This is a genomic window from Halorussus lipolyticus, assembly GCF_029338375.1.
GTDB lineage: Archaea > Halobacteriota > Halobacteria > Halobacteriales > Haladaptataceae > Halorussus > Halorussus lipolyticus.
Genome location: NZ_CP119805.1, coordinates 199132 through 211174, shown reverse-complemented (window position 1 = coordinate 211174; position 12043 = coordinate 199132). Strand labels below are relative to the sequence as shown.

10 protein-coding genes and 1 pseudogene are annotated in these 12043 nt (G+C 63.6%); 6 read left to right on the top strand and 5 right to left on the bottom strand.

Annotated features, from left to right (window positions below):
- Nucleotides 1–125: 125 nt before the first annotated feature.
- A pseudogene (locus tag P2T57_RS18050) lies at nucleotides 126–674 on the bottom strand (halocyanin domain-containing protein); the annotation flags it as partial.
- Between the two features lies 1 nt (nucleotide 675).
- Complete coding sequence (locus P2T57_RS18045) at nucleotides 676–1815, bottom strand: multicopper oxidase domain-containing protein (protein ID WP_276302520.1); 1140 nt, start codon at nucleotides 1813–1815, stop codon at nucleotides 676–678.
- 196 nt (nucleotides 1816–2011) lie between these two features.
- Between P2T57_RS18045 and P2T57_RS18040 the strand changes: the two genes are divergently transcribed.
- The 5 genes from P2T57_RS18040 to P2T57_RS18020 all read left to right on the top strand — a co-directional run bounded on the left by P2T57_RS18040 (nucleotide 2012) and on the right by P2T57_RS18020 (nucleotide 6259).
- Entirely contained in the window at nucleotides 2012–2389 is a 378-nt protein-coding gene (locus P2T57_RS18040; protein ID WP_276302519.1) for a transcriptional regulator, read from the top strand.
- A gap of 4 nt (nucleotides 2390–2393) precedes the next feature.
- Nucleotides 2394–2681 carry a DUF7521 family protein gene (locus P2T57_RS18035; RefSeq protein ID WP_276302518.1) on the top strand — a complete coding sequence of 96 codons (288 nt, stop codon included), beginning with the start codon at nucleotides 2394–2396 and terminating at the stop codon, nucleotides 2679–2681.
- 224 nt (nucleotides 2682–2905) lie between these two features.
- Complete coding sequence (locus P2T57_RS18030) at nucleotides 2906–4681, top strand: ABC transporter substrate-binding protein (RefSeq protein ID WP_276302517.1); 1776 nt, start codon at nucleotides 2906–2908, stop codon at nucleotides 4679–4681.
- Nucleotides 4682–4982: 301 nt separating this feature from the next.
- Nucleotides 4983–5768, top strand: coding sequence for a helix-turn-helix transcriptional regulator (locus tag P2T57_RS18025; RefSeq protein WP_276302516.1), 786 nt, complete (start codon nucleotides 4983–4985; stop codon nucleotides 5766–5768).
- Nucleotides 5765–6259 (top strand): immunoglobulin-like domain-containing protein, encoded by a 495-nt coding sequence (locus P2T57_RS18020; protein ID WP_276302515.1) that lies wholly within the window; start codon nucleotides 5765–5767, stop codon nucleotides 6257–6259. The genes P2T57_RS18025 and P2T57_RS18020 overlap by 4 nt, the downstream gene beginning before the upstream one ends.
- 85 nt (nucleotides 6260–6344) lie before the next feature.
- Here the strand turns inward: P2T57_RS18020 and P2T57_RS18015 are convergent, their stop codons facing one another.
- Nucleotides 6345–7097 (bottom strand): DUF7504 family protein, encoded by a 753-nt coding sequence (locus P2T57_RS18015; protein WP_276302514.1) that lies wholly within the window; start codon nucleotides 7095–7097, stop codon nucleotides 6345–6347.
- Between the two features lie 440 nt (nucleotides 7098–7537).
- Here P2T57_RS18015 and P2T57_RS18010 point away from each other — a divergent pair, with 440 nt between their 5' ends.
- A complete protein-coding gene (locus P2T57_RS18010; RefSeq protein WP_276302513.1) occupies nucleotides 7538–7675 on the top strand; it encodes a DUF7503 family protein in 138 nt (45 codons plus the stop codon).
- Here the strand turns inward: P2T57_RS18010 and P2T57_RS18005 are convergent.
- Both P2T57_RS18005 and P2T57_RS18000 read right to left on the bottom strand, forming a co-directional pair.
- Nucleotides 7672–9909: a CHAT domain-containing protein gene (locus P2T57_RS18005; protein WP_276302512.1), complete on the bottom strand. Its 2238-nt coding sequence runs from the start codon at nucleotides 9907–9909 to the stop codon at nucleotides 7672–7674. The two genes, P2T57_RS18010 and P2T57_RS18005, sit on opposite strands and share 4 nt — an antisense overlap.
- 121 nt (nucleotides 9910–10030) lie before the next feature.
- Nucleotides 10031–11812, bottom strand: a complete 1782-nt coding sequence (locus P2T57_RS18000; protein ID WP_276302511.1) for an alkaline phosphatase D family protein — start codon at nucleotides 11810–11812, stop codon at nucleotides 10031–10033.
- Nucleotides 11813–12043 lie beyond the last annotated feature (231 nt).

Sequence of the window (12043 nt, the reverse complement as noted above, 5' to 3'; positions counted from 1 at the left end):
GACCCTACCCGTGCAAATCCAACCCGAACTTACCGACTCGGGCCGTCGGGGTCGCGCTTGAACAGCACCCACGCGAACGCGATGGGCGAGAGGAGACCCAGCAGGATGCTCCCGCCGATAGCGTACTCGCTGGCTCCGAGGTCGTACCCCGAGGAGCCGACCTCTGTGTCGCCGACCACGACTGCGCCCTTCATGCCCATCGCCTTGTGGGGCGAGCAGGCGTACTTGTGGACGCCCTTCTCCTCGAAGGTCTGGGAGAAGGTGTGGCCCTCGTCGCTGACCATCTCTGACTCGAAGTCGCCGCTCTCGCTCACGACGTTGTGACTGCCGCCCTTGCCGGTCCACTTCCAGACCACCTTCGTACCGGGGTCCACCCGGACCGCGGCCGGACCGAAGGCGAACGCGCCGTTGTTGCCCTGCGCGCCGACTTCGATTGTGACCTCGGACTCGCCGGTCTTGTCCGCTACGCCGTCGTAGTTCGAGACGCCCTCGAACCAACTGCTGAGGTCGCTCCCGCCCTCGGAGGCCGTCGCCGACCCGGACAGTCCGGCCACAGCGGCGGTCGCTGTCCCGCCAGCTTTCAGTACGTCGCGTCGGGTGGCCGCTCGGTCCGTCGTCTCTCGCCCCGTCGCCTCGCCGTGCGTGCGTCCCGTCGTCGTATCGTCGTTCGTCATATTAGCCTTCGTATCCAGCGTATTTCATCAGTTTCTTGAAGATGTCGGTATCCATCGCCTCCTCGTAGACGACGCCGCCGAGCATCCCGCCGGGATAGCTCCGGCCGTTCATGACGTGGTTGACCTTGTGGCAGTGCATCAGGTAGATGCCGGGGTCGGCGTCGGCCTCGAACTCGAGCGTGTGGCGCTCGGCGGGCGCGAGGTTGGTCACGTCCTCGTCGTGGCGGGCGGCCTCCGGGATGACCCCACCGTCCTTCTCGACCTTCTGGAAGCGGTGGTTGTGGATGTGCATCGGGTGGGACATGTAGCCCGCGTTGACCATGTGAAGCCGGACCGTCTCGCCCTGCTTGACGATGATGGGCGACCCGTCCTCGGGGTGGAGGGTCCGGGGCGCGGATTTGCCGTTGATGGTGAACACGTCGGCGTTGCGCTTTCGGGGGTTGTAGCTCGCGCTCTGGCCCGCCATCATCTTGGGGAGCGACGAGTCCCAGTCCTTCAGCGTCATGAAGTACTCGCGGTCGGCGGGTTCGTACCCCTTCGGGTCAACTCGGAAGATGCCGAACATGCCCATCTCCATGTGCCGGGGCGTCTGGTAGTGGCAGTGATAGATGTGGGTGCCGGGGACGTTGGCGGGAATCTGGTAGGTGTGCTTCTCACCGGGTTGGACCGTGATGCCCGTGGTCGTCGGCACGCCGTCGTTCTCCCACGTCTTGCTGACGCCGTGGAAGTGGAGCGTGTGGGGGTGCTTGCTGTCGGTGTTGTCCAGCGTGACCTCCATGTCCTCGCCCTCCGTCGTCCGGAGGATGGGACCGGGGACGCTCGGGTCGCGGTCGTCGGCTTGGAAGGCCCAGACCTGCGGGAGTTCGACGGGACCGCCCATCGTGTCGAGCGGGTGGACCTCGTGGCGAGCGGGCGTGGACTTGAGCGTGACTTTTCCACCCTGTTCGTTGACGTTCACGATTTCCGGCGGACTGGTCGTCGGGAGAGAGTTTTGGGACTGCATAGCTTGTTGCTGGGTTGCGCGTCGGTCGTTATTGCTCGGGGCAGTACAGCCAGCGGCGGCGGCCAGACCGCCGGCACCGGTCGCTTTCAGGAAGTCGCGTCGAGAGGGTCCATCTCCGGGGGCTCCAATCTGGCTCATTGTTACACTTCCAACTTAGCAGGGCTACTTAAAGAGCGCAGACGGTGATTCCCACTAGATGGGACGCCCTCGAACGTGTTCGGTGTGGTAGAGGTACCCAAACTCGGTGTCGGCAAGTCGAACGCCCGACCGACTTCGGGCACGCCCGACCCCGGAGTCGAACGAGTTATGTATCGCCTTTCGAAACGTCCGGTAGATGGTTCGAGACCCGGTGAGTGTCGAGGACGACCCCGACTTGCAGGTGCTTCTCGATGCGCTGGACGACCCCGACTGCCGGGCCATCGTCACGAACTTAGACGAACCCATGACCGCGAGCGAAATCTCGGACGCGACCGACATCCCGCTCTCGACGGTCTACCGGAAACTCGACGCGCTGACCGACGCCTCGCTCCTCTCGGAACTCACCGAGGTCCGGAGCGACGGCCACCACACCACGCGCTACGACCTCGATTTCGACGAGGTGTCGCTATCGCTGACCGACGAGCAGGAATTCGACGTGGCCGTCTCGCGGCCCGCTCGCTCGGCCGAGGAGCGCCTCGCGGACATGTGGTCGGAAGTGCGAAAGGAGACATAACGCTATGAACGCAGATTTGGCCACCATCACGTCGCTCGTCGTCGCGCTCAAAACAGTCACGCTCCTGCTGGGCGGCCTCATCACCTTCTTCGCCTACAAGGCCTACCGCCGGACCGAATCGCCCGCGCTGGGGTCGCTCGCGCTTGGCTTCGGCGTCGTCACTCTCGGGGCGTTTCTGGCTGGCATCGCCGACCAGATACTCGCTATCGACCGCACGACGGTCCTCGTCATCGAGAGCCTCCTCACGGTTACGGGGTTCGGCGTCATCACCTACTCGCTGTACGTGGAGTGACGAGCGCGCGGGGATTCCCCGTTCCGCCGAGTGAGTGCCGAAATCGCTGGAATCTGGTCTGACAGTTCGTTCGTCGGAGTCTCGGGATTCGGTTCGTCCTCGAAGCGATTTCCATTTTGATATATCTGGGAAAACTCGCGCCAGTGCGCTCGGTTTTTCCAACTTCATCTTCGTGCATTAATAATAATTAACTACATATGGCATAGCGTGGTCCTTCTATTTGCATGTCCGAGAAATCCAACATGTCTCGACGGTCGTTCCTCAAGGCGACCGGCGGGACGGCATCGGCTGTTGCGCTCACGGGTACTGCTGTCGGTCAGGAGACCACTACTCAGGAAGACGGAGGTGGCGGCGGCACGTTCAATCTCATCAACGCCACGATGAGTACGCTCGACCCCATCAAGGCGACCGACACCGCCTCGGGGACCGTGATTCAGCAGATGTTCGACGCGCTGATGAACTATCCGGACGGGGAAATCGAGGTCCAGACCCAACTCGCGCAAGGCTTCGAGACCTCCGACGACTTCACGACCTACACGTTCAATCTCAAGCAGGGCGCGCAGTACCACGGCGACTTTGGCGAAGTCACGGCCCAAGACTTCGTGTACGCTTGGGAACGGCTCGCCGCGTCGGACGAGTCTCGTCGTGCGTACTTCATCCTCTCGTCCATCGGCGTCCAGCACGAGACCGACAGCGAGGGCAACTATCAGCCCGGAACGCTCGCTGTCGAGGCCGTAGACGATTACACGCTGGAGATGACGCTCGAAGAACCCTTCCACGCCACGCTCCCGATGCTGGCGTACACGGCGTTCGCGGCGCTTCCGGAGGGCATCGTCGGTGACATCGAGGGGTACGAGGGCGAGATTCCCTACTCGCAGTTTGCGACCTCGAACCCCATCGGTGCCGGACCGTTCCAGTTCGAGACGTGGCAGTCCAACGACGTTGCCGAGGTTTCCCGGTTCGATAACTACCACGGACAGACCGCGCAGGTCGATAGGGTCAACTGGCGCATCATCGAGGACGACAACGCCCGGTACACCTACGCGATGAATCGGAACGCGGACTACTTCCCGATTCCGACACCATTCTACGACCCCAACAAGGTCAGCGTCGAGGAGACCGACGACCTCGGTCGGCAGTTCGGGACCTACGGGCCGGTCCGGAACGGCGCGACGCTGAACTACCTCGCGGTGGCGACCATCAACGCCTTCTACCTCGGGTTTAACACGAATCGGGTCGAGAAACCCGCCCGGCAGGCCGCCGCCTACGCGATGAACCAGAATCAGGTCATCGAGCAAATCTTCAAGGGTCGCGGACAGGCCGCCTATCACTTCACGCCGCCGAACATCTACCCCGACGGCCCGGACGCCTACGACCAGCACGCCGAGCAGAACTACCCTTACGGGTACAACCAGACCCAGATTCAGCAGGCCCGGCAGGTGATGGAGGAGGCCGGATACGACCAGAACAACCGGTACGAGTTCACCCTGACCATCTACTCGGGGTCGGACACGTGGCAACAGACCGCACAACTCCTGCGCGACCAGTTGGCGAGCGCCCACATCGACATGACCATTGAGTCCGCGCCGTTCTCGACTCTCCTCCAGCGCGGTCGGGAAGGGAACCTACAGGCGTACTCGCTCGGGTGGATTATGGACTGGCCCGCGCCGGACAACTTCCTGCAACTGCTCAACCCGCCACAGACCGACACCTCGCAGGACGCCCCCATCTCCTACGTCAACTGGCTCGACACCGAGGCGTCCCAGCAAGCCCAGAGCGCGTGGGAGCAGATTCAGGACAACCCGGCACCGACGGACGAGGCCGAGGCGGCACGTAACGAGTCGTACATCCAAATCGAGGAGGCCAACTGGGAGGACGTGGTGTTCCTGCCGGTCTACCACCGGACCGACGAGCGGTTCTGGTACCAGAACGTCGATGTCGAGCGCTTCGGCGGTGCAGGAACCAGTCGCCAGATGTACAACACGACCGACTTAGAGTAGCGTCGTCGCTCGCCGACGAGGAGGTCTCTGTCGGTCGATTTTTTGGTTGAGCGGGGACGGGGAAGGCAGAGCGAGCAAACGGGGAGGGTGTCTCCCCGTGGTAACGACAATGGATTATGGCCGGTGTCAGAGGCACACAGCGGCTGGTCCACGGAACCAGCACGGCGAATTTCACAGTCGGCTCCCTTTATCTCACCTACTGACTAACTCTTTCAACTGCTGAATAAAAATATAAAAAAGTTTCTCTTATTTATCATCGAAGATGTGTAGTTTCTTATGAAGACGGTGATTATGCAGGGGTATGCGCCCCGGTCCCGCCGACCTCCAAAAATGCCTCCGCAATCGAAGCCACTTCCTGAGACACTTGCAGACGCCCGGCCAGAAGTGCGAGTTGGTGCGCGAACTGGACGAATCGCGCTCGACCATCGACCGCGCGCTCCGCGAACTCGAACACGCCGGGTTCGTCGCGCGCGACGACGAGGGCTACCGGACGACCCTCGCGGGCAAACTTGCGCTGGCCGAACACGAACGCCACGCCGCCCGCCTCGACGGCCTCGCGTCTGTCGGGGGGCACCTCACCGCGCTGGCCGCCGACGAACCGCTCGACGCCGCGCTGTTCGAGGCCGCCGACGTGTCGCTCCCGACCCGGCAGTCGCCCCACGAACCGGTCGAATCGCTCGAAGCGGCGCTGGCCGACGCCGACCACGCCCGAGTGTTCGGGACCACCGTCATCCCCTCCTACGTCGATATGTACCACGAGAAAATCGCCGACGAGGGGATGACCGCCGACCTCGTTCTCTCCGAGCGAGTCGTCGAGTGGTTGCTCTCCCGGCGCGAGGACGCTCTCCAAGACGTGGCTTCGACCGAGGGCGTCACTGTCGCTCAGACCGACGTGACCCACTCGTTCAGCCTCGCCGTCCTCGAATCCGACGCCGAACCGTCGCCCGACCAGTCGGTCGCCGTGATGGTCTACGACGAGGGCACGCTCGCCGGGTTCGTCGGCAACGACACCCGCGAGGCCGTCGCGTGGGGCGAGGCGCTCCTCGACCGAATCGCGGCCGACGCGACGAGGTTGCACGTCGCATGAACCGACGCACGTATCTCTGTTCGGTCGTCGCGGGGGCCGGCGCGCTCGGCGGCACCATCGCTGTGGCCGACCGCCGGGAGGACCCCGCGCTCGCCTATCGGGAGAACGCGCGTGTCGTCACCGAGCGCGAAGACCTTCGACTCCGCCTCCGGCAGGACACCGTGCGCCTCGGCGATACGGTCGCCTTCGAGGTGACGAACACCGGCGACTCGACGGTCGTCCTCGGGTGCCGGAACCCGTGGGCGCTCCAGCGCCGCGCCGACGGGCAGTGGCGACACGTCGCGTGGACCGAAGACCGCTACTACCAACTGTGCGCGACGGAACTCCCGCCGGGCGAGTCCAGCGTGACAGCAGTCGAGTTGTCCGAGACCGGCCTCGAAACGCAGGCGGGCGAGGTTCGCGGTGACCTCCGACCCGGACGCTATCAGTTCCTGCTGGTCGGGACCTCGCCCTCGCTGGCGACCGAGTTCCGGGTCCTCGACGCCGGGTAGCGGCCGCTTTTCGACGCGAACGTCGAGGAGAGAAGCAGACCAATCCGCGGTCGGGGAACCGCGGAGGCGATTGGGATTCGACCGACTACAGCGGGGTCCACTCGGTCACGAGTTCCCGGTCGGGGACGTGCCACCGCTGTTGGGCGTCGTGGTCGTGTTCCACGGGGTCCACCGCCCGGAGTTCGATGACGGCGTCCACGTCCGGGAGGAAGGACTCGACGACTTCGCTGTCGTACTCCTCGGCGAGGACGTAGTGGGCCATCCCGTTGTAGTGGCGGACGTGCCCGCCGACTCTCCGGAGGCACCGACGCACGGCGTCCTCGCCGTAGTGGTCCACCAGCGGGCCGAGCGAATCCACGCCGACGCGAAGGTCGGCGGGTCGCAGGTCGCTGGCCTCGGTCGCTACGTCGCCGATGGCGTCCACGAGGCCCGCCTGAAGCCCCTGTAACTCGGGGTCGGCGATGCGGGTCTCCCGAATCCCGCCGAGGTCGCCGGATACGTCGGTGGCCTCGGCCGCCACCGACCGAGGAGCGCCCGCGTGGTTGAGAATCCGCGCGGTCTCGCTCAGCGGGCGGGGCGTCTCGTCGGGGTTGGGCAGGCGCTCGGCGATGCTGTCGGACGTGGCGTCGGTGGCGGCCACGACCCGGTGGCGAATCGACTCGGCGTCGCCCAACAGGTTACTGCTCGCGCGCGTGAACAGCTCGCGCGGCGCGTCCCCGACGACCAGCAGACTGCACCCGGTCGCCTTCAACTCGTTCAGGAGACTGAGGAAGGCTGTGAAGTCGTCTGGCGGTACGTCGTCGTCTGGTCCCCGAACGACGGATTGGTCTGTCGTCATAGCGTGTTCCTACCACACATGTTCCATCCTTTTGCTTATAAATTTTCCCTATCAGGCGGTTACTTTCAGATAATCTGATTATGAATTGTGGACTACTACTCCGGTTTCGTCGCCGTACCGCCGTTTGAGAAGGTGTCTAGCCGGTATTCCCAAGTAGAAAGCTCACTCGACACACGGTAAACAATCAAAAATAATTCCTAAACAAACGTAATTATTTACTTTCTCGAAACAATCGGTGGAACTATCTCTGTGGAGGTGATTCTCAAACTCGGATGCCCCTTTGCTATTCTGCGTTCCATACCCATGCCCGACAAGAATAAGTTTCTACAAATTATTACTCAAAATACATCTCAGTTCCTTTCTCGGACTTTCTCTCTGCTTTTTTCTCTAGGTAATATTTAGAAAATTAGATAGTAACTGATATATTATACATGTATGTGATGGCACACACGGAAAACGTCACGGAATGGCTTTCGGAACACCCGCGGATGATGGGCGCGCTCTGGATGGTAATGCTTCTGCTGGCAGAATCGGGGAGTGCAGTTGCCGGAACCGGCGGAATGAAGATGGGTCCCTAAATACTGGACCACGTATTTGTCCAAGCTAGTTCTCCATCAACAATTAGCGGTTCGGAAACGCTGTTAAAGTGGTTCTGAATATTTTCGACCGTCATTTTTGTCTTTGCACCTTTACCCACAGCTATGTGTTTTCCTTCAAGCTCTGGAACGTAGCTTTGAAAAATAGAACCGATACCGTATCCCCAAATTGGGTACACTACTGATTCTACACATATTTCATCGTTATCTAAATCCTCACTCTCTTGGGTTATATGGTACATACTCGGCAGTCCCGTCTCACACTGCGTGAGCGTCACGCCGGGGTCGCCGACCACGACGTACTCCCGGCCGAGCGAGGTGTGTTCCCGAACGATGGTCATCGCGTGGCCGATGGTGAACCCGTGGAAAAAGAGACGGGCCAGCGTCTCGCCGACTTCGACCGCTCCGGCGTTCCACAAATCCGCGAGACTCACGACTGCGGCCTTCGCCCCCGACTTCACCAGTTCGATGCCTTGGTCGTGGGACCGACACCCGTTGAGGAGAATCGTCTCCGCGCCGGTGGCCTCGATTTGCTCGGCGTCAACGATGCCGTCCGAACACTTGAATCCGTGGCCGTCGATGTGACCGATGAAGTGGAACATGTCGCTGTCCTCGGCCAGCAGGTCCCGGAGTTCGTCGGTCGAAACGTCGAACTCGCAGGTGACGCTGGCCCGCAGGTCCTCGCGGTCGGCGTAGATTTCGGCCGCCGCGTCCCACTCCTCGCGCATCTCCTCGTCGTTGCAGACCACCGTGATTTCGACCGCGCCGTCCTCCGACGCGGCGGTGTCGTGTTCGAAGGCCTCCTTCAGGAGCTTGGTCCCCTCGACCGGCGTGCGGTCGCCTATCCACGCCCGTTCCAGCGCGTCGGACTCCGGCAGGGGCATGTAGCCGCCTTCGCCGGGGACGCCGCGGGCCGACTCCGGGTCCGGACTCGCGGGGTCCTCGTCGCCGTCGCGTTCCGATGTGGGGTGACTGACTTCGCCGCTCCGGCGAGGCGAGCGCATTCCCGCCGACCGGAGAAAGTCACCCGACTCGCCGGTCGCGGGCGTCGCGTCGCTGGTCGCCTTCCCGTCGTCGGGCGAGCGTCCCGCCGGACTCCGAACGAACTCCGCCAGCGCCTCGCTGGTCTGCTGTTGGGCCTCGGTCGGCGACCACTCGTCGTCGCAGGCGGTCTTGACCCTGACCAGCGAGAGGTCGTTGACGACGTAGGGCAGGAGTTCGGCCGCGTCGGGACCCGGATTCGCCTCGACGTGGGTGACTCGGTGCCACGGCGACTCGATGGCTTCGACGGCCTCGTCTGGCACCGCGAGGTAGTCTGCGAGTCGGTCGGCGATGGACGAGTCGTACAGCGCCGCGAAATCGAGGTCGGTGCGGGCCTCCAGCACCTCGCGCTCGTGGAGGTCGTCGGGGTACAGCCCTTCGGTTCTGGTCACGCAGTCCAGCAGGAAGACGCGCTTGAGGACCTCCTCGACCGACTCGCCGACCTCGCTCACGTCGCTTCCCAGATACTCCGAGACGCCGGATTCGGCGGTCAAGGTGGCCGTCCCGCTCGGAACGACCTCGGCACCCAGATAGTACGCCAGCGGCGCGACGGTGTAGACGTACCCGTACTCCGGCGGGACGGCGATTCGAATCCCGGTGTCGGGCGTCTCCAACCCCTCGGGAATGTCCAACTCGTCGCCGTGGTCGATTCGCGGCGGATGGCCCCGGAGCGTGGGCCACGCCCGCTCCGGCGATGTCGTCTTCAGTGCCGAGGAGAACGCCGACACCGCCTGCATCACCTTCGCGGGGTCGTCGGGGACCGTAATCGTCGCCGCGGGGGAACTGTGGTACGACCGCGCGCCGACCGTGACCTCGGCCTCGCGGCCGAACTCGATTTCGGCGGTTTCGCCGGTCGCGTCGATGGACAACTCTCCCGAAACCGAGAGATAGACCTTGATGGGCGAGTGGAGTTCGAGCAGATACTCGCCTTCTCCGAACTCCCGAGTGGTCGGCGGGTCGATGGACGCTTGGTGGTCGCCCTCGGCGGTCCGCACGTCTATCGGAATCACGTGCGGTAGCACCACCCGGTCCGTCCGAATCCGACAGGCCGTGGCCACCGGAAAGGTGAACTCCTCGGGGTCGGCCGCGGTCGGACTCACCGACGAGTCCGTCGCCAGCGCGAAGTGCCGGGTCTCGATGGGGTCTACGATGTCGAGGCCCGACTCGTCGGACAACGGACGGAACTTCGGATGTGTGGACATAATTTGCCATCTCCCGGACGTGTACTGAAGGGACTCAGGCGGAACGTAAAAATCCTCGGCACGTTTCACGTCGCTCCGGGTCCGTTCGACCGGTTCACTCCTCGCGCTGGTCCGACCGCTCCAACTCCGCCGACCCCGCCGGGACCCGATACCGCCGCAGGAGTCGTTTGGGTGGGTCCTCGGCGTCGGTGGTCCGGTCCACGGCGTAGGCCGAGTAGACGACCTCCTCGCGGTTCATCTCGACGGTGGCGTAGCCCCAGTGACTGCTGTCGAACCACTCGACGTGCGGGTTCTCGGCCTGCAGAGCCGCAGAGACAGTCTCTCTCGCGGAGTCCGGGATTTCGTTCATCGTCATGAGGTTGTCGCTACTGACCGCGGGAGCCATGAACTCGACGCCCGCTCGGGTGTCGGACCGGTCGGTCGCTCGTCCCGACTCGCCGTCCTCGCCCGCGGTCAACTCGTACTCGGTCAGGAGGTAGCCCGCGAGATAACTGTGCATGTCACCGGTCAGCGCGACGAGGTTCTCGACGCCCGCCTCCGAGAGGTCTGACAGGACGCGCTGTCGCTCGGCCCGGTAGCCGTCCCACGCGTCGGAGTTGATTTGCATCTCTCCGCCCTCCACGAACCGGAAGGCGGCCGCCAGCACCTCGTTGCCCCAGAGCTTCCACCGGGCGTCGGAGTCCGTCATTCCGCCCACGAGCCATTCGCGCTGGGTCTCCCCGAGCATCGTCCGACCCGGATTCTCGGCGGCGAACTCGGCCGACACCGCGGTCCCGCTCTCGGTGCCTCGCGGCGGGGGCGACCGATAGAGGCGCTCGTCGGTCACGAACAGGTCTGCGAGGTCACCGAACGCGAACGACCGGTAGAGCCTGAAATTCTCCTGAATGGCGTCGGGCGCGAGACCCCGGTTCTCACTCGCTGGCTCGTACTTCGCCCGGACCGGGACGTACTCGGTGTAGGCCCGGATGCCATCGACGTACAACTGGCGCATGAATTCGGGGTCGCTCCCGCGAGGGTGGTACTCGGTTTCGGGGGCGTCGGTCTCGTAGTTCCACCACCTGTCGCTGACGATTTCGTGGTCGTCCCACGTGTGAATCAGGGTGTGGGTCCGGAGCGCGCGCCGGAGGTTCTCGTCCGAGCGATAGGTCCGGTAGAGGTGCCGAAAGTCGTCCAGTCCCCACGCTTTCTGCTTGCCGCTCGGCAGGTCGATGGACCGGTCCCCGATGCCGTCGCCGGCGTACTCGTAGATGAAATCGCCGAGGTGGAGGAGAAAGTCGGCCTCGTCGTCGGCGATATGGCCGAACGCGCCGAAGTAGCCGTGGAGGTAGTTGTTGCACGACGCCACCGCCAGACGGAGCGAGTCGGGACTCGCGCCGGGTTTCGGCAGGGTGCGACACCGCCCGAGGGCGCTTTTGCTCCCGTCGTAGCGAAACCGGTAGTAGTACCGACTATCGGGGTCGAGTTCGCCGTCCACGTCCACGGTCACGGTGAAGTCCCGGTCCGGGCCGAATGCTTCGGCGGGAACGGTGCCCTGAAACGCGACGTTCTCGAACTCCTCGTCCTTGGCCACTTCGACCCCCAGCGGCGTCTCGCCGTCGTAAGCGTCGGGGGCGACACGGGTCCAGAGGAGGACGCCCTCGGGAGTGGGACCCCCGCTAGCGACCGACTGGGGGAACGCCGACGCGGACTGTCCTCGGTCGGCTTCGAAGACGGCGGGGTCGCCGGGTGCGTCGGGCGCGAGTCGCTCGGCGGCGGCCTCCTCGGCGGAGAGCGCCGACAGCGCGCCGCCCAGCGTGGCCGCGCCGGTGGCCTCGATTACGTCGCGGCGAGTCGGATGTCGTTCTGGCACGAGTTCGGCCACGCTGTGAACGTCCATAAATCAGCGGGGCGAACGACGCCCGATGTCGCCCGGTTCAACACGCTCTCGTTCGCTCTCGAATACATATGTATTCTGTAAGCAATCGCCTACATTTCTTAGAAAAATATATTTGTTTCTTTGTAGCTCGGGGACTCGACGAGTCCGCGTGGCAGAATCGGACGTTCGGGCGGCGCGGCGGTTGCTAATACCTGATGAACAACCGGTTTATTTATCACCGTCACTCGTTAT